Source organism: Rhizobium sp. CF122, assembly GCF_000282035.1.
Classification (GTDB): domain Bacteria; phylum Pseudomonadota; class Alphaproteobacteria; order Rhizobiales; family Rhizobiaceae; genus Rhizobium.
In genome coordinates, this window is the sequence record NZ_AKKA01000071.1 from 216075 (window position 1) to 235087 (window position 19013).

Annotated in this window: 20 protein-coding genes; 10 read left to right on the forward strand and 10 right to left on the reverse strand. The window is 59.6% G+C overall.

Translation table 11 applies throughout. The annotated features are described in order from the left end of the window. Positions 1-327: 327 nt before the first annotated feature. The 4 genes from PMI09_RS14880 to PMI09_RS14895 all read right to left on the reverse strand — a co-directional run bounded on the left by PMI09_RS14880 (position 328) and on the right by PMI09_RS14895 (position 4048). Complete coding sequence (locus PMI09_RS14880; protein ID WP_007795397.1) at positions 328-1104, reverse strand: ABC transporter permease; 777 nt, start codon at positions 1102-1104, stop codon at positions 328-330. Then, positions 1091-1858: an ABC transporter ATP-binding protein gene (locus PMI09_RS14885; protein WP_037083189.1), complete on the reverse strand. Its 768-nt coding sequence runs from the start codon at positions 1856-1858 to the stop codon at positions 1091-1093. Before PMI09_RS14885 ends, PMI09_RS14880 begins: the two co-directional genes overlap by 14 nt. A 64-nt stretch (positions 1859-1922) precedes the next feature. Then, positions 1923-2924 (reverse strand): ABC transporter substrate-binding protein, encoded by a 1002-nt coding sequence (locus tag PMI09_RS14890; protein WP_007795404.1) that lies wholly within the window; start codon positions 2922-2924, stop codon positions 1923-1925. Positions 2925-2965: 41 nt separating this feature from the next. After that, positions 2966-4048: a 4-oxalomesaconate tautomerase gene (locus PMI09_RS14895; RefSeq protein ID WP_007795408.1), complete on the reverse strand. Its 1083-nt coding sequence runs from the start codon at positions 4046-4048 to the stop codon at positions 2966-2968. Positions 4049-4155: 107 nt separating this feature from the next. Here PMI09_RS14895 and PMI09_RS14900 point away from each other — a divergent pair, with 107 nt between their 5' ends. From PMI09_RS14900 to PMI09_RS14930, 7 genes are all read left to right on the forward strand, one after another. Further along, complete coding sequence (locus PMI09_RS14900; RefSeq protein ID WP_007795411.1) at positions 4156-5076, forward strand: LysR family transcriptional regulator; 921 nt, start codon at positions 4156-4158, stop codon at positions 5074-5076. Positions 5077-5318: 242 nt separating this feature from the next. Then, complete coding sequence (locus PMI09_RS14905; RefSeq protein ID WP_007795415.1) at positions 5319-6041, forward strand: FadR/GntR family transcriptional regulator; 723 nt, start codon at positions 5319-5321, stop codon at positions 6039-6041. Further along, entirely contained in the window at positions 6038-7204 is a 1167-nt protein-coding gene (locus tag PMI09_RS14910) for a PLP-dependent transferase (RefSeq protein WP_007795419.1), read from the forward strand. Before PMI09_RS14905 ends, PMI09_RS14910 begins: the two co-directional genes overlap by 4 nt. Before the next feature lie 37 nt (positions 7205-7241). Further along, positions 7242-8501, forward strand: a complete 1260-nt coding sequence (locus tag PMI09_RS14915) for an ABC transporter substrate-binding protein (protein ID WP_007795421.1) — start codon at positions 7242-7244, stop codon at positions 8499-8501. Between the two features lie 81 nt (positions 8502-8582). Then, complete coding sequence (locus PMI09_RS14920; RefSeq protein WP_007795424.1) at positions 8583-9518, forward strand: carbohydrate ABC transporter permease; 936 nt, start codon at positions 8583-8585, stop codon at positions 9516-9518. 4 nt (positions 9519-9522) lie between these two features. Beyond that, the gene (locus tag PMI09_RS14925; protein WP_007795427.1) at positions 9523-10353 is read left to right on the forward strand and encodes a carbohydrate ABC transporter permease; all 831 of its coding nucleotides are present in this window, start codon (positions 9523-9525) and stop codon (positions 10351-10353) included. Between the two features lie 5 nt (positions 10354-10358). Then, a complete protein-coding gene (locus tag PMI09_RS14930; protein WP_007795431.1) occupies positions 10359-11414 on the forward strand; it encodes an ABC transporter ATP-binding protein in 1056 nt (351 codons plus the stop codon). A 10-nt stretch (positions 11415-11424) separates the two neighbouring features. On the opposite strand, the gene PMI09_RS14935 is transcribed toward PMI09_RS14930, so the two are convergent. The 5 genes from PMI09_RS14935 to PMI09_RS14955 all read right to left on the reverse strand — a co-directional run bounded on the left by PMI09_RS14935 (position 11425) and on the right by PMI09_RS14955 (position 16330). Beyond that, positions 11425-12252 (reverse strand): cell wall hydrolase, encoded by an 828-nt coding sequence (locus PMI09_RS14935; protein WP_007795433.1) that lies wholly within the window; start codon positions 12250-12252, stop codon positions 11425-11427. A gap of 260 nt (positions 12253-12512) precedes the next feature. After that, complete coding sequence (locus PMI09_RS14940) at positions 12513-13565, reverse strand: sulfate/molybdate ABC transporter ATP-binding protein (RefSeq protein WP_007795437.1); 1053 nt, start codon at positions 13563-13565, stop codon at positions 12513-12515. A gap of 11 nt (positions 13566-13576) precedes the next feature. Then, positions 13577-14449: a sulfate ABC transporter permease subunit CysW gene (cysW, locus tag PMI09_RS14945; protein WP_007795441.1), complete on the reverse strand. Its 873-nt coding sequence runs from the start codon at positions 14447-14449 to the stop codon at positions 13577-13579. Further along, positions 14439-15296, reverse strand: a complete 858-nt coding sequence (gene cysT / locus PMI09_RS14950) for a sulfate ABC transporter permease subunit CysT (RefSeq protein WP_037083145.1) — start codon at positions 15294-15296, stop codon at positions 14439-14441. Before cysT ends, cysW begins: the two co-directional genes overlap by 11 nt. A gap of 8 nt (positions 15297-15304) precedes the next feature. Next, entirely contained in the window at positions 15305-16330 is a 1026-nt protein-coding gene (locus tag PMI09_RS14955; RefSeq protein WP_007795447.1) for a sulfate ABC transporter substrate-binding protein, read from the reverse strand. Positions 16331-16455: 125 nt separating this feature from the next. Here PMI09_RS14955 and PMI09_RS32810 point away from each other — a divergent pair, with 125 nt between their 5' ends. Then, positions 16456-16755 carry a hypothetical protein gene (locus tag PMI09_RS32810; RefSeq protein ID WP_157213377.1) on the forward strand — a complete coding sequence of 100 codons (300 nt, stop codon included), beginning with the start codon at positions 16456-16458 and terminating at the stop codon, positions 16753-16755. 25 nt (positions 16756-16780) lie between these two features. On the opposite strand, the gene PMI09_RS14965 is transcribed toward PMI09_RS32810, so the two are convergent. Then, entirely contained in the window at positions 16781-17236 is a 456-nt protein-coding gene (locus PMI09_RS14965) for a PTS sugar transporter subunit IIA (RefSeq protein WP_007795455.1), read from the reverse strand. 292 nt (positions 17237-17528) lie between these two features. On the opposite strand from PMI09_RS14965, the gene PMI09_RS14970 reads away from it, so the two are divergent. Next, positions 17529-18278 carry an SDR family oxidoreductase gene (locus PMI09_RS14970; RefSeq protein ID WP_007795458.1) on the forward strand — a complete coding sequence of 250 codons (750 nt, stop codon included), beginning with the start codon at positions 17529-17531 and terminating at the stop codon, positions 18276-18278. After that, positions 18259-18906 (forward strand): NADPH-dependent F420 reductase, encoded by a 648-nt coding sequence (locus PMI09_RS14975; protein WP_274533081.1) that lies wholly within the window; start codon positions 18259-18261, stop codon positions 18904-18906. The genes PMI09_RS14970 and PMI09_RS14975 overlap by 20 nt, the downstream gene beginning before the upstream one ends. Positions 18907-19013 lie beyond the last annotated feature (107 nt).

Genomic DNA, 19013 nt, shown 5'->3' on the forward strand with positions numbered 1-19013 from the left:
CACAGGATACAACTGCGGCGCGCCCCATACAATGCGACCATACTTATGTCGTCGCAGGGCGATGTCGCATTGTACGCGACTAACCGCTTGCAGCTGAAGATGAAGAGCCCGGTCATCAGCTGCAAGAACCACCGGGGCGGAGTGTTTCGGCAAATCCCGTGCAGTCGTAAATATGAGCGATCGACTAGACTCGGACACGTCAAGTTTATCTTCGTGAAGGTGAAAACTGGCAGGCTTGAGCGTGACGCTGCTTCCGCCACATCGCGTTGCAAAGAAAAGGGCGGCTGATGATGAGCCGCCCTTCTGCATGACAATCGCAATGATCGGTTAGGCCGGCCGTTCTTCTCCAGCCCGCGGCTTCCATGTGATTAGACGCTTTTCGGCGACATCGAGGAACAGGTCGATGATCAGAACGAACACTGCAAGGATGATAATGCCACCGAAGACGCCTACCGCGTCGAAGTTGCCTTCCGAACGGGCGATCAGGTAGCCGAGGCCGGCGGATGCGCCAAGGTACTCTCCAATGATCGCGCCGACGACCGCGAAGCCGACAGAAGTGCGAAGCGAGGAAAGTATCCAGGTGGCGGCTGCAGGAAAGTAGACGTGGCGCAAAAGGTCGGACCGCCGCGCGCCGAGGATGCGCGAGTTCGATAGGACGACCGGGTTGACTTCGCGAACGCCCTGCAGGGCGTTGAAGAACGTCACGAAGAACACGAGCGTGACCGCGAGCGCAACCTTTGACCACAGGCCAAGGCCAAGCCAGAGAACGAAGATTGGGGCGAGCACAACGCGGGGAATAGCGTTCACCGCTTTGATGAACGGGTCAAGGATGCGAGCGACATACGGGCTTAGTCCCAACCAGACGCCCGCCGCAACGCCGAGACCCGTGCCGATCAGATAGCCCAGAACAGTCTCACTGAGAGTGATGCCGACGTGCTTGTAAAAGCCCGGATCGACAACCCAGCTGACTACTTGGTTGACGATGTCATATGGTGCCGGGAAAAAGAACCGATCGATGACGCCGGATGTCACACCAACTTGCCAAGCGCCGAGGATCACGGCCAAAAGTGTAACTTGGATTAGACGGACGTTAATGGCCTGCATAGCTCTTCTCCACTTCGCCCCTCAGGGACGCCCAGATATCGCGATAAAGGGTCATGAACTTGGGGTCGAGTTTGATTTCGGCCACGTCTCTCGGGCGCTCTAGATCGACACCGAAGCTCTCGATGACGCGGCTGCGCGGGCCGGCAGCCAGAACCACCACGCGATCACCGAGCGCGATTGCCTCTTCGAGATCGTGCGTGATCATGACCACGGCACGTCTATCTTCCTGCCAAAGTTTCAGCAGTTCGTTCTGCATCAAATGCCGCGTGTGTATGTCCAACGCGGAGAAAGGCTCATCCATCAGGATTACCTTGGGCTCGGTGATCAGCGCCTGCGCCATCTGTACGCGCTTGCGCTGGCCTCCTGACAGTTGGTGAGGGAAGCGGCTCTCGAAACCCTTCAGCCCAACCTTTTCCAGCCAGGCCATTACCTTAGGGTGACGTTCTTCTGCCGCCACACCGCGAAACATCAGTCCCAACTCTACATTCTGGTAAGCCGTCTTCCACGGCAGCAACGCGTCCTGCTGGAATAGATATCCGATGTTGTTTTGGACGTCCTTTACGGGCGTCCCATCGATACAAACTTCGCCTTTTGCGGGTTTCAACAGGCCCGCGATTGCGTTGAGAATGGTCGACTTGCCGCACCCCGTAGGACCGACAATGGAAAGGAACTCACCGTTACCAACCGTGAGATTCACGTTTTCGACTGCGACAAAGGCTCCGAACGCCATGGTGACTTTGTCAATGGTGACCATCGGGGGAAGGCTGGGTTGAGACGCCGCCTCGATCTTCCTTGCTGCGTTTGACATATTTAACCCCTTAGTTTTCAGCACTGTGGCCAGCGGCTTCGACGAACTTGTTGGTGTACGTCGTATTGAGGTCGATCGTGGCCTTGCCGACGCTTTCGTTAAAGCTCTTGAGAACTGCGAGGGGAACCTCGAGGTCGGCGGGAGTGAACCGGCCGTCTTGGGAGAAGATCGCCTTCGCGTTCTCCACTGCCTTGATGTAGGTCTGCTTATCGCCCGAGACGAAGTCGTCGGGGAGTTGGGCGACGATCTCCTCGGCAGAGTGTTCCCTCATCCAATGAAGCGCCTTCACCGTCGCATTGGTAACCTTCTGAATGACCTCAGGGTGCTCGTTGATGTAATCTTGGTTGGCATAGAGCACTGACGTCGGATAGATGCCTCCGTAAACAGCTTTGGCACCATCGTCGCTCCTCGCATCGATAAGTATTTTGCCAAGCCCACGCTCTAAGACGATCGTGGCGGCGGGGTCGTAGTTGACCAGGAGGTCGATTTTGCCCTGCTGCAAGGCGGCGACAGCCGCGGCTCCCGAGCCGACACCGATGATCGAGATGTCATTGTCACTCAGGCCATGCTGCTTGAGGTAATAACGGATGAAGAAGTCGGACGAGGAACCGGGCGAGGTGATGCCGACGTTCTTTCCCTTGATTGTTTCCGGTTTCGCCGGATCGAAATCGGTATCGTTCTTGCCCGCGAGAACAAGGCCTGAATTCCTTGCGAGCTGGACGAAGCCGACAACATGCTTGCCTTGGGACTGCATCTGGATCGTGTGGTCGTAGAAACCGACAGCGACATCCGTCGATCCCGCCACCAGGGCCTGGAGTACTTTCGAGCCGCCTTGCGCGAAGTTCTCAGTCGTGACGTCCAGGCCCTCTTCCTTATAGAATCCCAGGCGTTCGGCGACAGGGAAAGGTAGGTTGTTTAGATTATAGGAGCCCACGCTCATGCGAACGGAGTCGGCATTAGCTGCGGTAGCGAGAGACAGCGCCGTAGCTGCTGCCAAGAAGTATTTACGCATGAGATTTCCTCCCTATTTGCCCCGGTCCTCGCCGGAGCAGGTTATGCAGCGTGTTCGACACGCTCGTTCGGCTTGGCGAAGGCATAGCCTTCGAACAGTCTCCTCGCGGTCCTGACCAGGCCCGCGACTGTCGATCCGTTTCGCGTCTCCAGCTGCACGTCGATACGTCCGCTGGGGTGTTCGATACGAACCAGCGTCGGCAGTACGTTCTCGCCGACGATCTGTGACGCTACCGTTCCTGAGGTAGTGGCGGCGGTAGCGATTCCGACTGCACCGGTGGTAGCGAGGGCCGGATGGCAGTCGTTGGGCATGAAGTATCTCACTGACAAAGTCCCGCCGTTTCGCGCCGGCGAGATCAGGACAGGCTTAGGAATGATCATGTCGGACACGTCTCCCATGCCCATCAAACGACCTGCCTCGGTGCGGATGGAGGCGAGGCGGTCGATAAGCTGAAGGTTCGCCGATAGCGAGGCGGCGTCTTCGTAACCGGTCACGCCCATGTCTGCAGCGCGAACAAGGACCATCGGGATGGCGCAATCGATTGCGGTAACTTCGATACCTGCGATGACGTCCGAAGGGTTGCCAGTGGGGAAGAGCTTTCCCGTTTTAGCGCCGGCCGCGTCCAGGAAGGTGAGGGCGATTGGAGCGGCGAGGCCCGGTACTCCATCGATCGAAGCATCGCCCAGATAGATGACCTCGCCTTTCCGGGTCGGAACCTTCGCCTCGATGATTTTTCCCGTGTTGACGTTGTGAATGCGTACGACAGTGTCAAAATTCGCGGCTGCTACTAGACCGGCCTCGATTGCGAACGGACCGACAGCGGCGAGCATGTTGCCGCAATTCGGCGAGTAATCCACGATCTGTCGGTCGGTGCGCACCTGTGCAAACAGGTAGTCGACGTCCGCTCCAGGAACGCTAGCTGGACCGATGATGGCAACTTTCGACGTCACCGGGTTTCCTCCTCCGATCCCATCAATCTGCAGCGGGTGCCCCGATCCCATGATGGAAAGCAGCGCTGCGTCGCGACCAGCTTGATCGCCAGGCAAATCGGAGGCCAGAAAAAACGGGCCCCGCGAAGTGCCGCCGCGCATAAGGACGCATGGTATGCGTATTAGGTCGTTCATTACAGGTCCTCGAATATTGCGCAAGTCGGATTAATGGTGTTGCTTATTGCAATATGTGGAACGTCAACGTAATTGTGAAATGCAATCTTTGAAGGGATTATTGCGATATGAGCATCAATTGCGAAGTATTGGATCTCCGTGCCTTTCAGGCGGTGGTAGACCTTGAGAGCTTTCACCGAGCTGCCGAGGCTCTCAATATTTCACAGCCGGCTCTCACCAGGCGCATCCAGAAGCTCGAACAGTCGATCGGCGCGCCATTGCTGGATCGGACGACCAGACATGTAGCTGCCACGGCTACCGGGCAGGAGCTACTTCCGCTAGTGAGGCGGATGCTCGAGGAGTTCGATGGTTCTCTTTTTGCCCTCAAGGATGGCGGTTCGCAGCGTCGCGGACTGATCACGATGGCGTGCGTTCCGACCGCAGCCTTCTATTTTCTGCCAACGGTCATCAAGAAGTTCGGCACCGACTATCCCCATATCAGGCTGCGTATCCGCGATCTAACAGCCAACGAGGGGCTGCAGGCGGTGGCTCGGGGGGAGGTCGAGTTTGGCATCAATCTGATGGGAAATTCGGACCCAGACCTTTCGTTCGAACCTTTGATCGATGACCCCTTCGTGCTTGCCATGCGCAAGGATCACCCTCTCGCAGCTCATGACCAGGTGAATTGGGGGCAACTCGACGGCTACCCTCTCGTAGTCGTTGATCGCTCGAGCGGTAACCGGGTCCTTTTAGACGGCGCTCTTGCGAAGCATAATCTTCGCTTGAACTGGTTCTATGAGGTCACTCATCTCAACACGTCGCTAGGACTTGTCGAAGCCGGGCTCGGTATCTCAGTTCTTCCTCGGCTAGCGACGCCTCAAGAAGAGCACCCGTACTTGGTCTCGCGCCCAATCATCGACCCGGTGGTGACCCGAACCATCGGTATCGTCCGCCGACGCGGTGCGCAACTGTCGCCCGCTGCCGGAAAGTTCATTGAGGTGCTTTTGAAGACGTGGAAGGGCGGCACTCTCACGCCTGATGTTGCCTAACCTCATTGGTGCACCTGCAGGATGTCATGCAGAGGCCTTCATTGCGGCGCGCATTCGGCGCGCCTAACGTCAGCCGATACTGGAGATAAGGAGCCTATCGGATGGCAAAGATCGTACGACTAGAGCGAACACGAGGATCTCGCTAACCTGCAAAGCTCGCACTTGACGCTAGCCAATCTTTGCGAAATGCTAAGATGTCAGACCAATTTGAAGGTCGGCTGCCTATAAAAATTTGGGGAACCATGAAGGCATCAAGCAGCAACAGGCCGGTTATCCGGCCGCTCCCGGCAATCGATCGGGCACGTCAGGTGACAGACGCCTTGGCCGATTATGTTCAGAGCGCGCAGCTGAAGGCCGGCGATCGGCTACCGGCGGAGCGTGAACTGATGTCAGCGCTGATGGTGGGCCGTTCGACGATCCGCGAAGCGATCCGTCACTTTCAGGCGCTGGGCGTCATCGAAACCCGCAAGGGCAGCGGCACTTACCTGCTGAAACCGGTTTCGAAGGCGACGATCCACATGCCGCTGTCGCTTGATACGGGTCATCTGCGCGATGCGTTGCTGCAAACGCTCGAGGTACGCCGCGGGATCGAATGCGAGGCCTGCATGGTCGCCGCGCGAAAGCGGACCGACAAGGATCTGATCCTGATCGAGCAGAACCTCAACGAGATGGAACGCGTCCACATCGAGAAGGGCACATCGGGGCCGGAAGACCTCGCCTTCCATCTGGCAATCTACGATGCCACCCACAATCCGCTTTTCCGCCAGCTTCTCGAGCAGATGCGCGAGACTTTCTGGCAGTTCTGGGAGCATCCCTTCGAGCGCGAGGATTTTGCCCGTCGCTCCTTCCCCTTTCACCGTACGCTCTTCAACGCGATCGCCGCCCGGGACGCCGAGGCCGCGCGGGAAGAGACACTGAAAATCCTCGAAGTTGTCGAGGAAGATGTCAAGGAAATGTCCAAATGAATAACGGCGCAGACGCGTTCGATCTTGCCTCGCTCATCACCGCACACGACGAAGGAAACTTCGCCGAAGCCGTCGTGCCGCCGATTTTCCAGACATCGCTTTTCACCTTTTCCGACTATGACGACATGATCTCCTCCTATCGGGGCGAGAAGGTCCGGCCGATCTATACGCGCGGCCTCAATCCGACTGTTCGCATGTTCGAGGAAATGCTGGCAAAGCTCGAAGGTGCCGAAGATGCGCTCGGCTTTGCAAGCGGCATGGCAGCGATCTCGTCGGCGGTGCTGTCCTTCGTCGAGCCGGGCGACCGGATTGTTGCCGTCAAGCATGTCTATCCCGATGCCTTCCGCCTGTTCGGTACGATCCTGAAGCGCATGAAGGTCGAGGTGACGTATGTCGATGGTCGCGACGAGGAAGCCGTGGCGAAAGCGCTACCCGGCGCCAAGGTCTTCTACATGGAAAGCCCGACGAGCTGGGTGATGGAAGCCCACGATGTCGGCGCGCTCGCGGCGCTCGCCAAGAAGCATGGCATCGTCACCATGATCGACAACAGTTGGGCAAGCCCCTACTTCCAGCAGCCGATCTCACTCGGCGTCGATATCGTCATCCATTCGGCCTCGAAATATCTCGGCGGCCACAGCGACGTCGTCGCCGGTGTCGTCGCCGGCTCGAAGGAGATGATCGCCCGCATCAAGGCGGAGGCCTATCCCTATCTCGGTGGCAAGCTCTCGCCGTTTGATGCCTGGCTTCTGATCCGCGGCCTGCGCACCCTGCCGATCCGTATGCGGGCGCATGAGGCGGCCGCAATGACGATCGCCAAACGCCTGCAGGAGCTCGACGTGGTGGAGACTGTCTGCCATCCGGGCCTTGCCAACCGCCTGCCTGCGGGCCTCAACGGCACGTCGGGCCTGTTCTCCTTCATATTCCGTGAGGGCGTCGATATCCGCGCCTTCGCCGATCACCTCAAGCTCTTCAAACTCGGAGTGAGCTGGGGTGGGCATGAAAGCCTGATCGTACCAGGCGAGGTCGTCCTTCAGCAGAAGGCGCAACCGAATTCCGCGCATACCTTCGGGATCCATGCGCGGTCCGTACGTCTTCACATTGGCCTCGAAGGAACCGAGGCCTTGTGGAAGGACATTGAGGCGGCATTGGCGGTCGCCTCTTAAGTTCACAACCTCAAAAACCTGAAAAGGGGGAGCAAGCATGAAAAGACTGATCACCGCCACTCTACTCGCCACGATGATGGCCGGTACGGCGCTCGCCGATACCACGCTCAAGCTGGTCGAGGTCATCACCAGCCCCGAACGCACCGAGACGCTGAAGTCGATCGTCGGCAAATTCGAGGCTGCAAACCCCGGCACCAAGGTCGACATCATCTCGCTGCCCTGGAACGAAGCCTTCCAGAAGTTCGCGACAATGGTTTCGGCCGGCGACACGCCTGACGTCATCGAAATGCCCGACACCTGGCTTTCGCTCTATGCCAACAACGGCATGCTCGAAAGCCTCGAGCCTTATCTTGCCAAGTGGGAGCACACCAAGGGCCTGACGCCGCGCGCGCTCGAACTCGGCCGCGACGTCAAGAACACAGCCTACATGTTGCCCTATGGCTTCTACCTGCGTGCGCTGTTCTACAACAAGAAGCTCTTCCAGGAAGCTGGTGTTGCCGAACCACCGAAGACGCTCGACGATTTCGTCGCCGCCTCCGAGAAGGTCTCCAAGCTCCCCGGCAAGTCCGGCTACTGCCTGCGCGGTGGTCCGGGCGGCCTCAATGGCTGGGTGATGTTCGGCGCGACGATGGCGGGCTCCAACAAGTTCTTTAACGAGGACGGCACCTCGACCATGAACAGCGAAGGCTGGGCAAAGGGTCTCGAATGGGTCGTCGATCTCTACAAGAAGGGCCTGACGCCGAAGGACAGTGTCAACTGGGGCTTCAATGAAACCGTCGCCGGCTTCTACTCCGGCACCTGCGCCATGCTCGACCAGGACCCAGACGCTCTGATCGCCATCGCCCAGCGCATGAAGCCGGATGAATTCGGCGTCACCAAGATGCCGGCTGGTCCAGGCGGCAAGGCGTTCACGACGATCGGTTTCGCTGGCTGGTCGATGTTCACGACGAGCCAGAACAAGGATCTTTCCTGGAAGCTCATCGAAGCGCTTGAGGGCCCGGAAGGCAACATCGAGTGGAACAAGCGCACCGGCGCCCTGCCGGTCCACACCTCGGCAGAGAAGGATCCCTTCTATGCCGGCGAGCAGTTCAAGGGCTGGTTCGAGGAACTGGCTGATCCGAACGTCGTTCCGACGGTGATGCCGACCTATCTCGAGGAATTCGCCTTCTTCAAGGACTCGCTCGCCATCAAGACGACGCAGCAGGCGCTTCTCGGCGACATCACGCCGAAGGAACTGGCTGACCAGTGGGCAGACTATCTGACCAAGGCACAGCAGAAGTTCCTCGCCAAGAAGTAACAGACCACCGGCGGCGGACCTGTCCGCCGCCCCTTCAGTTTCTTGCGACGGCGCAAAGCGCCGCGAAACGGACTTTGCCTGATGACCATCACTGCCGATACGCTAGACAGGCACCAGGATAGACGCCCCTGGCTGAAGCGCGTCGCCGATGCCTCCGAACCCTATCTTTATAGTGCGCCGTCGCTCATCCTGATCATTGCGGTGATGCTGGTGCCACTGGCGATCGGGGTTTCCTACGCATTTCGCGACATCCAGCTGCTGAATCCGTTTTCGGGCGGCTTCATCGGGCTTGATCACTTCCGTGCACTCTCGAAAGACGCGGCCTTCTACGGTGCGCTGAAGAATACGCTCTTGTGGACAGGCGCCTCCGTCTTCCTGCAATTCGTCTTCGGCCTCATTCTCGCGCTGCTGCTCGACAAGCCGTTCTGGGGCAGGGGCGTCGTGCAGGCGCTCGTCTTCCTGCCCTGGGCGGTTCCTTCCTTCCTCGCCGGTCTGAACTGGGCGTGGCTGTTCAATCCCGTGATCGGGCCAATCCCGCACTGGCTGTTTGCGCTCGGTCTGATGAGCGAGCCAGGAAACATCCTCTCCGATCCGCAACATGCCATGTGGGGACCGATCATCGCCAACGTCTGGTGGGGCATACCCTTCTTCGCGATCACGCTGCTCGCGGCTCTGCAGGCAATCCCGCGTGACCTCTATGAAGCGGCCTCCATCGATGGCGCCAGCTGGTTCCAGCGTTTTCGCTCGATTACCTTGCCCTTCCTCGCGCCGACCATTGCCATCACCGTGCTGCTGCGCACCGTCTGGGTCTCCAATTTTGCCGACCTGATCGTCGTCATGACGGGCGGCGGACCGGCCGACCGGACGCAAATCGTCGCCAGCTACATCTTCACGCAGGCCTTCAGGCGCCTCGACTTCGGCTACGCCTCGGCGATCGCGCTGGTGCTCTTGGTGCTGCTGCTTGCCTATTCGATGCTGATCATCCTGCTGCGGCAGACCCTGCTGAACAAGGATTGATGTTATGAAGCGGTCCATCCTCCCCACCCTCGCGCATCGCCTGGCCATTCTCTGCTACATCGTGTTTGCGCTGTTTCCGCTGTTCTGGCTGCTCAAGGTGTCGGTGACGCCGAATGACCTGCTCTACACAGAGGGGGTCAGGATGTGGCCATCGAGGACGACATGGGAACACTATTCCTTCGTCATTCAGCACAGCGCTTTTCCGACCTTCTTCAAGAACAGCCTGATCGTGTCGGCCTCGACCGCCGTCGTCGTCACGATCTGCGCCTCGCTTTCCGGCTACGCCCTGTCGCGCTTCAATTTTCGGGCCAAGTACTGGATCGTCGCGCTGATGCTGCTGACCCAGATGTTCCCGCTTGTCATGCTGGTTGCGCCGATCTTCAAGATCCTGACGCCGTTGCATCTGACGAACAGCCTCACCGGTCTCGTCGTTGTCTACACCGCCTTCAACGTGCCCTTCGCCACCTTCCTGATGCAGTCGTTCTTCGACGGTATCCCGAAGGATCTCGAGGAGGCGGCGATGATCGACGGCGCAACGCAGTTCACTGCCTTCCGGCAGATCATCCTGCCGCTGACGCTGCCTGGCATCGCGGCAACGCTCGGCTTCGTCTTCACCGCTGCGTGGAGCGAACTGCTCTTTGCCCTCATGCTGATCAACGGCAACGACGCGGCAACTTTCCCGGTCGGGCTTCTGACCTTCGTTTCCAAATTCTCCGTGGATTTCGGGCAGATGATGGCGGCGGGCGTGCTCGCGCTCATCCCGGCCGGTCTCTTCTTCCTGCTCATCCAGCGTTATCTCGTCCAGGGCCTGACGGCCGGCGCGGTCAAGGGTTAATCAAAATGGCATCGATCGATATCCAGAACGTCAAGAAGGCCTACGGTCCCGTCAAGGTGCTGCACGACGTCGACCTCAGGATCAGGGACGGAGAGTTCGTCGTGCTCGTCGGCCCGTCGGGCTGCGGCAAGTCCACCCTGCTGCGCATGATCGCAGGTCTGGAGGACGTTACCGGCGGCGAGATCCGCATCGCTGGCAATCGCGTCAACGAACTGCATCCGAAGGACCGCGATATCGCCATGGTGTTCCAGTCCTACGCGCTCTATCCGCACATGAATGTCGCCGGCAACATGAGCTACAGCCTGAAGCTTCGGAAAACGGCCAAGGAAAAGATCGCCAGCGCAGTCGGTGCAGCCGCCTCCAAGCTTGGCCTCGACCCACTGCTGGAACGCCGGCCGAAGGCGCTTTCGGGTGGCCAGCGCCAGCGCGTCGCCATGGGTCGCGCCATCGTGCGCCAGCCGAAGGCCTTCCTCTTCGACGAGCCACTGTCGAACCTCGATGCCCGACTGCGCGAACAGATGCGCGCGGAGATCAAAAAACTGCACGGCGACCTGAAGGCGACCTCGATCTATGTCACCCATGACCAGATCGAGGCGATGACGCTGGCGGACAGGATCGTTGCCATGCATGCCGGCGTCGTGCAGCAGGTCGGCAGCCCGCTGGAACTCTACGATCGCCCTGCCAACCTCTTCGTCGCCGGCTTCATCGGCTCGCCGGGCATGAATTTCCTCGACGCGACCTATGCTGACGGTGGTGTCCGTCTGAAGGATGGAACGATCGTTCCTTTGGCTGCGCCGCTGTCACTTGCAAACGGCGCCAAGGTCACGTTGGGGATCCGGCCGGAGCATGTCGTCATTGCCGATCAGGGCGGTCTGAATGCAAACGTCGAATTGGTCGAACCGACCGGATTCGGCATCATCCTGCATCTGTCGCTGCACGGTCTGCCGTTCAAGATCTTCACGCTCGACCGCGCTGCGCTGACAGCCGGTCCAACGATCAACGTGTCGTTCCCCGCGCAGCATCTGCACGTCTTCGACACGGATGGAAACAGAGCAAAATAGGAAAAGAACCTCAGCCGTGGGCAAGGCTGCCGCGCAGCACGGCATCATTGAAGGCTGGTCTTGGCGTCGGAATGGCGACCGGCATCACCGCCTCAGTGGTGATGGGCACGGCCGTTTCCGTCGGGGTCGGCACGGCCGGTTCTGTTCCCAATGTGGCCCCTGACCCCGGCATTGGGATCGGCACCGGGACGGTGGTTGGAACGAGCGCCGCAAACTGTGCTGGCATCAGGCTCTGGCCGGGCAGATAGTTCATGGCAACTTCATATGAGGGCAGGGGCGCTGGCGTTTGCAGCTCGCCGTCCCGGCCGCGCTTCTCGTAAAACGCATTGCCGCCGGCAATCGCCACGTAATGCATGTTCAGGTACGGGAACTTCAGACCGTCTGTGTGAAAGAACATCGCGTCCTTGACACCCGGATGCCGTTCGCCACGCAAGATTGCGTCGGCAGCGTCTGTCAGTTCGATCTCGGCCATGGGCTCGACTTCGCGCGTCATTACACCAGGGGCGAACTGCCTCTCCTGGGCAACGACGCCGCAGATCGAATCGGGATAGGCACCCGACGTCAGCCGGTTCATGACCACGGTTCCGACCGCCATATAGCCGTCGCGATCCGAATGCTCGGATTCAAAGTACATCGCCCGCTTTAGGCAATCGCGATCCTTGGCAGTATAATTGAAGGTGACTTTTGTCAGCTGCGCCGTCTGCGCCGCGTTCCTTGGCTTGGCGGCCTGGCTAGCCACCTTTGGAGCCGGTTGCTGAGCGGTCGTGCAGCTCGCAGCCGCCATGCCCGCAAACAAAATCCCGGCGAGAGATTTTCCCAACGCTAGATGCGCCCTCAATGGCAGGTGCCCCCTATTTGGAGTAGTAAGCCCTTCTCGATTAAGTGGTCGCTTTTCTACCTGCGTTTCGGGTAAATTTCAAACCCAATTAGTATCACAATTTGATTTGGCCGCCTTTTGCCTGCTGAGTCGGCTGATTCGCGATCGCATAACGCACTGAAAGCGATGACAGTCGCCACCGCAGGTGACGTCCGCGATGGTCGAAATCAGCCTGTCGTCACACGCTGATTCGGCGCGCACCAAACCGCATGAGCCCGTTCCTATCCCTGTCGCCCTGCGCGGAACAATTTCCACCGCTTCGGTCGGAAGGCGATCCGGCTGCGATCGAGGCTTCCGGCCTGCGATGGCGACAATTCCAGTTCGATCGGTGGATGCCCCTTGCCGATGTCAACCTCGATGTGGCGCGTGCCGGCGACGCGCCGGCTGGTCGTCAGCAAGCCGGCGATGCAGCCACCGCAACCATCTCGCAGTTCGATGTCATGTGGCCGAAAGTAGAGCTGGGCATCCCCATCCGCTTCGTTTTCGACCTTGAGCCCTAGCGGCCGGTCCTCGAACCAGATTTCTCCACCATTGACCCGCACGTCGAGACAGTTGGACTGTCCGACAAAGCCGAAGACAAAGGGAGAGTTCGGGTTGTCATATACCTCGTCGGGTGTTCCGATCTGCTCGATCGCGCCCTGGCTCATGACGACAACGCGGTCGGCGAGCTCCATCGCCTCGTCCTGGTCATGCGTGACGAAAACGGTCGTGTGACCCGTGCGATCATGGATCTCGCGCAGCCATTTGCGCAGGTCCTTGCGCACCTGGGCGTCGAGCGCGCCGAAGGGCTCGTCGAGCAGGAGCACGTTTGGTTCGACCGCCATGGCGCGCGCGAGCGCGACGCGCTGGCGCTGGCCGCCGGAAAGCTGGGCCGGATAGCGCTTCTCAAGACCGGACAGTTGGACAAGGTCGAGGAGCTCCAGCGCCCGCCTGCGGATTTCCGCCTTGGGTGGCCGTCGCGCGCCATCACGCACGTTCAGGCCGAAGGAGACATTGTCGAGCACGGTCATATGCCGGAACAGGGCATAGTGCTGGAACACAAAGCCAATATTGCGCTGCTGCACGGTCTTCTTCGACGCGTCCTCGTCGCCAAAGTAGATCAGCCCTTCCGTCGGGCTCTCGAGACCGGCGATGAGGCGCAGCAAGGTCGTCTTGCCGGAGCCGGACGGCCCCAGCAGTGCGATCAGTTCGCCGGAGCGGATGTCGAGCGAGACGTCGTGCAGCGCCGGAAACCGGTCGAATTCCTTGCGCAGGTTTTGTACGCGAACTTCCATTACTTATTCCTTCAGTGCCGCCGGCTGGCGGCTATTTCTTCGCTGTATCGCATCTCGAGCAGCGTCTTCAAAATAAGGGTCACGAGCGCAAGCAACGCAAGCAGGGTGGCAACAGCGAACGCGCCGGTGAAATTGTACTCGTTATAGAGAATTTCCACCTGCAGCGGCATAGTGTTCGTCTGTCCCCGAATATGGCCGGAGACCACCGATACGGCGCCAAACTCACCCATCGCGCGAGCATTGCAGAGCAGCACGCCGTAGAGCAGACCCCATTTGATGTTGGGCAAAGTCACATGCCAGAAAGTCTGCCAGCCGCTGGCACCGAGCGAAAGCGCCGCCTCTTCGTCGCCCGTTCCCTGTTCCTGCATCAGCGGGATCAGTTCGCGTGCCACGAAGGGGAAGGTGACGAACATGGTGGCGAGGATCAGCCCGGGAACGGCAAACAGGATCTTGATGTCGTGGGCGCTCAACCAGTGGCCAAGATGAGTGTTGGCACCAAGCAAAAGGACGAACACCAGACCCGAAATGACAGGCGAGACTGAAAAGGGCAAGTCGATCAACGTCGTCAGGAAGGCCTTACCCTTGAACTCGAACTTGGCAATCGCCCAGGCAGCCGCCAGGCCAAAGACCAGGTTGAGAGGCACGCTGACGCCGGCGACGATGAGGGTCAGACGGATGGCCGAAAAGGTCTCCTCGTCCTGCAATGCCTCGAGGAACGCCCCGGCACCCTTACGGAACGCTTCGACGAAGACTGCCGCCAAGGGTAGAAGCAGGATGAGCGTCAGGAAGATGAGCGAGGCAAGGATCAGCGTCCAACGTGCAAACCGGTGCTCGGTAACGGCGGAACGCACCTTTGTTGGCTGAAGGCTTGTATCAAGCGCCATAGCCATACCTCCGTCTGCGCCAACTCTGGATAAGGTTGATAATCAACAACATGACAAACGAGATCACCAGCATCACGGCGGCGATGGCTGTCGCGGCCGCATAATTGTATTCCTCAAGCTTGATGACAATCAGCAACGGCGCGATTTCCGACCGGAACGGAAGGTTGCCGGCAATGAAGATCACCGAGCCATATTCGCCGACCCCACGGGCAAAAGCGAGCGCGAAGCCTGTCAAAACAGGTGGCGCCAATCCAGGTAGAAGCACACGAAAGATGGTCTGAAGACGAGTGGCGCCGAGCGTAGCGGCGGCCTCCTCGACCTCCTTGTCGATCTCCTCCATGACAGGCTGCACCGTGCGCACCACGAAAGGCAAGCCAACGAAGACGAGAGCAATGACGATACCGAGTGGCGTGAAGGCGATCTTGATGCCGAGCGGCGTCAGGAACTGTCCGATCCAGCCGTTCGGTGCGTAAAGGGTCGCAAGCGCGATGCCGGCCACGGCGGTCGGCAGCGCAAAAGGCAGGTCCACCATGGCATCGATGACGCGCTTGCCGGGAAAGCGGTAGCGCACCAGCACCCAGGCCAGCACGACGCCGAAGGCAGCATTGATGCAGGCCGCCGCAAAAGCGGCGCCGAAGCTGATGCGCAAGGCGCTCAGGGTGCGAGGATCGAAGGCAATGGCCAGGAACTTTGCCAAGCCAAGCTCGCTTGACCGCCAGGCAAGGCCTGAAAGCGGTATCAGGATCAGAAGGGTGAGCCAGGTCAAGGTAAGGCCGAGCGCCATTCCAAAGCCTGGAATGACGCTCGGCCGTCTGAACCGCCACCGCGTGGGGCTATGTACTTTCATGCGACGTATTATTGTGCCGGCTTGTAGATTTGGTCAAATACGCCGCCATCGCCGAAGAATTTCGGCTGCGCTTCCTTCCAGCCGCCGAAATCATCGATCGTCGCCAGCTTCAGGTTCGCGAAGCGCGCAATGTCTGCCTTATCGGCCGCTTCGGGCTTGGTCGGTCGGTAGAAGTGCTTGGCTGCAATCTTCTGGCCCTCGTCCGAATAGAGATAGTTCAGGTAGGCCTCCGCGACCTTGCGGGTACCCTTCTTGTCGACGTTGCCGTCAACAACGGCGACCGGCGGGTCAGCGCGGATCGAGAAAGTCGGCGTCACGATCTCGAACTGATCGGGACCGAGTTCTTCCAGGGAAAGATAGGCTTCGTTTTCCCAGGCAAGAAGAACGTCGCCAAGGCCGCGCTGGACGAAGGTGGTCGTTGCGCCACGCGCGCCGGTATCGAGAACCGGAACATGCTGCAGGAGCTTCGTCACGTATTCCTGCGCCTTGGCGTCATCGCCGCCATTTGCCTGCTTGGCCCAAGCCCAGGCCGCGAGGAAGTTCCAGCGGGCGCCGCCTGAGGTCTTCGGGTTAGGCGTGATGACCTGGACGTCGTCCTTCACCAGATCGGCCCAATCCTTGATGCCCTTAGGATTGCCCTTGCGAACAAGGAAGACGATCGTGGACGTGTAGGGCGTCGAATTGTTCGGGAATTTCGTTTTCCAATCAGCTGGAATCTTGCCGGTCTTGGTGGCAATCGCGTCGATATCACCCTCGAGGGCAAGGGTTACCACGTCGGCATCAAGCCCGTCGATGACCGAGCGCGCCTGCGCGCCGGACCCGCCGTGCGACGCCTTGATCGTCACCGCCTCACCGGTGTCCTTCTGCCACTTCGCAGCGAAGGCGGCGTTGAAATCCTTGTACAGCTCTCTCGTCGGATCGTAAGATACGTTGAGAAGCGTCTGGTCCGCGAATGCGGGAGCGACAGCCCCGATTGCGACGCTGCCTGCCAGCGCCACAGCCGCGAGAAACCGTGTAATCCTTATCGACTGCATGGAAAACCTCCTTCGTTTGTGGCCGAAACTCTACCAAGTTGGTCGTATAATGAAACGAAGAATGTTTCTGTTCCAAGCCTGAGTCTGGAATGGCATCCCATTTGAGGCGCGCTTTGGAAATGGACGTGCTCTCCTTGGCCACGGCAAAATCCGAAAGACAGGCACGCGAAGGTCTCCGTCTGCCAGTACTTACCCTTCATATTGGCGAGGCCTTCAATTCCAAGAGCGAGTCCGATGTGGTCGCCAGCAACGAGACGAACCATGTTTCGATCCGCTATCGGTACGAAGGCGACGTCATCACCGCTGGTATCGCTCTGGACGAACTGGAGGACCCCTACGACCCAAAGCCCGGCGAGGGGCCGAATACGCTGGGCGTTGCCGGACCGCCTGTGGAAGGCTTCCTCCGGTTCCAGCGCGACGTCTGACCGATCCACCGCATCCATCTGATCGTCAAACGCGCGAGTCGGCCAGGAAATCAGAATAGAGCTCTTCCGCGGTTCTTGCCTGGCGCATGGCGGCCAGAACCCCCGGTGTCTGCAACTGACGCGCGATCGCCGCCAGCACGTTCAGATACTCGCCGCGGTTCGCCTCGCCAAACAAGAGCGCGAAGGCAATATCGGTTGGCACGTCGTCAACAGCCTCGAAATCGAGCGGCCGCGCGAAGCGCACGAGCAAGCCACGCGGATGCGTCATCCCTTCGACGACGGCATGCGGAACGGCTACGCCATTGCCGATGCCGGTCGAGCCAAGGCCCTCCCGGCTTTCCAGGGCCTGCAATATCTTCTTTTCTTCGATGCCGAAGGCGGCGGCGGCCTTCTCCGCGATAGACTGCAGCCCTCTCCACTTCGTCGCCACCGACACGCCGATGAAGCTGTGCTCGGGACGGATGATCATCGAAAGGTCCATGAAGTCTCTCTTGTCATTTGTGCGAGGACGGCCGGCGAGCGCCGAGCTCGCACCCGAGTATCGTTGCCATTGCCGCAAACTGATTTCCCGGGCCGCATTGCTCCCACGTTCATATGCCCGGACGAGATAAAGGTTCGAGCGTGATAGGCGACCACAAATATAAACACCACATAAAGATCATCCAAATTTTCAATGAATGCTTGAAGATCATTCAAGTGATTACCCGCTTATTGAGAATGAATCGGCGACCGATATTCACTCCGTCGAACAACGAAACCCGGGAGTGACCGAAATGACCAGAATCGAAAACCTTAGCGGCAAAACCGCTCTCGTCACCGGCGGCTCGCGCTCCATCGGCGCTGCTATCGCAAGGCATCTGGCGGCAGCAGGTGCTGCCGTCGCTATCACCTACAGCGCATCGCCCGATAAGGCTGCGGCTGTCGTGCGGGAGATCGAGGACGCCGGCGGACGCGCTATCGCGATCCGGGCGGATGCCGGCGATCCAGCGGCCGTACGTGCCGCCGTCTTGAAGACGGAAGAAACCTTCGGCTCGCTTGATATCCTCGTCAACAACGCCGGCATCGCGCTTGGCGGGCCGATCGAGGACATCAAATTCGAAGACTACGAGCGGATGATCGCCGTCAACGTCACCGGCGTCTTCGTCGCCACGCAGGAGGCCGCGCGCCGAATGAAGCCGGGCGGCCGTATCATCCACATCGGCTCGTCGATGTTCCGCTATGCGGCCTTCCCGACCGCCTCGCTCTATACACTGACCAAGGGCGCCGTCGCCGGCTTCAACCGCAGTCTCGTGCGCGACCTCGGTCCGAAGGGCATCACCGTCAACACCGTCCATCCCGGCCCGACCGACACCGACATGAATCCGGACGGCGGTCCGGTCTCGAAGATCGTCGGCCCCGGCCTGGCGATCGGGCGCTACGGCAAGGACTATGAGATCGCCAGCGTCGTCGCCTATCTCGCAAGCCCCGATGCCGCCTTCGTCACGGGCGCCGACATCGTCGCCGATGGCGGCTTCACCGCCTGATCATAAGTTTCATCGAAGGAGAAAACCAATGTCCATCGGTATCATCGGCGCCGGCAATATCGGCGCCGCCTTTGCCCGCGCGCTCGCCCGGGCTGGCATTCATGCCGCCATATCGAACAGCCGCGGGCCCGAAACGCTCGCAGCGCTAGCCGCAGAGCTTCAGCCTTTTGTGACCGCAACTACGGTGGAAGCGGCAGCAAAGGCCGACATCGTGCTCGTTGCCGTTCCCTGGTCGAAACTGCCGCAGGCGCTTTCCGGCTTGCCGGACTGGCACAGCCGTATTGTAATCGACGCCAACAATCCGATCGAGGCGCCGCTCTTCAAGCCCGCTGCCTTGGGCGGCCGCCTGTCCAGCGCGATATTTTCCGAATTCGTACCCGGCGCTCGTGTGGTCAAGGCATTCAATCATCTGCAGCCGCATCTTCTCTCTGGCAACCCTGCAGCCGAAGGCGGCAAGCGCGTCCTGTTCTATTCCGGCGACGACGCAAGCGCCAAGGCCCGGATCGGCGCCCTGATCGAAAGGCTAGGCTTCTTCGGCATCGATCTTGGCCCGCTCGCCCTCGGCGGCAGCCTGGTGCAGTTTCCGGGCGGGCCGTTGCCCGCATTGAACCTCGTCAAGTTCGGCTGATTCCTCGCGGGAATATCCTCTTGCGAGATGAGCAATTCATCATTTCATGAGCAAAAGCCTTTTCAATGCGATTGAATTGCTGCGGCTTCGGGTCTTATAGTCATTCC

Excerpts from the sequence above, each read along its gene's own strand:
- PMI09_RS14880 (WP_007795397.1), bottom strand. The coding sequence starts at position 1,104 with ATGCAGGCCATTAACGTCCGTCTAATCCAAGTTACACTTTTGGCCGTG.
- PMI09_RS14885 (WP_037083189.1), bottom strand. The coding sequence starts at position 1,858 with ATGGTCACCATTGACAAAGTCACCATGGCGTTCGGAGCCTTTGTCGCA.
- PMI09_RS14890 (WP_007795404.1), bottom strand. The coding sequence starts at position 2,924 with ATGCGTAAATACTTCTTGGCAGCAGCTACGGCGCTGTCTCTCGCTACC.
- PMI09_RS14895 (WP_007795408.1), bottom strand. The coding sequence starts at position 4,048 with ATGAACGACCTAATACGCATACCATGCGTCCTTATGCGCGGCGGCACT.
- PMI09_RS14900 (WP_007795411.1), top strand. The coding sequence starts at position 4,156 with ATGAGCATCAATTGCGAAGTATTGGATCTCCGTGCCTTTCAGGCGGTG.
- PMI09_RS14905 (WP_007795415.1), top strand. The coding sequence starts at position 5,319 with ATGAAGGCATCAAGCAGCAACAGGCCGGTTATCCGGCCGCTCCCGGCA.
- PMI09_RS14910 (WP_007795419.1), top strand. The coding sequence starts at position 6,038 with ATGAATAACGGCGCAGACGCGTTCGATCTTGCCTCGCTCATCACCGCA.
- PMI09_RS14915 (WP_007795421.1), top strand. The coding sequence starts at position 7,242 with ATGAAAAGACTGATCACCGCCACTCTACTCGCCACGATGATGGCCGGT.
- PMI09_RS14920 (WP_007795424.1), top strand. The coding sequence starts at position 8,583 with ATGACCATCACTGCCGATACGCTAGACAGGCACCAGGATAGACGCCCC.
- PMI09_RS14925 (WP_007795427.1), top strand. The coding sequence starts at position 9,523 with ATGAAGCGGTCCATCCTCCCCACCCTCGCGCATCGCCTGGCCATTCTC.
- PMI09_RS14930 (WP_007795431.1), top strand. The coding sequence starts at position 10,359 with ATGGCATCGATCGATATCCAGAACGTCAAGAAGGCCTACGGTCCCGTC.
- PMI09_RS14940 (WP_007795437.1), bottom strand. The coding sequence starts at position 13,565 with ATGGAAGTTCGCGTACAAAACCTGCGCAAGGAATTCGACCGGTTTCCG.
- cysW (WP_007795441.1), bottom strand. The coding sequence starts at position 14,449 with ATGGCGCTTGATACAAGCCTTCAGCCAACAAAGGTGCGTTCCGCCGTT.
- cysT (WP_037083145.1), bottom strand. The coding sequence starts at position 15,296 with ATGAAAGTACATAGCCCCACGCGGTGGCGGTTCAGACGGCCGAGCGTC.
- PMI09_RS14955 (WP_007795447.1), bottom strand. The coding sequence starts at position 16,330 with ATGCAGTCGATAAGGATTACACGGTTTCTCGCGGCTGTGGCGCTGGCA.
- PMI09_RS14965 (WP_007795455.1), bottom strand. The coding sequence starts at position 17,236 with ATGGACCTTTCGATGATCATCCGTCCCGAGCACAGCTTCATCGGCGTG.
- PMI09_RS14970 (WP_007795458.1), top strand. The coding sequence starts at position 17,529 with ATGACCAGAATCGAAAACCTTAGCGGCAAAACCGCTCTCGTCACCGGC.
- PMI09_RS14975 (WP_274533081.1), top strand. The coding sequence starts at position 18,259 with ATGGCGGCTTCACCGCCTGATCATAAGTTTCATCGAAGGAGAAAACCA.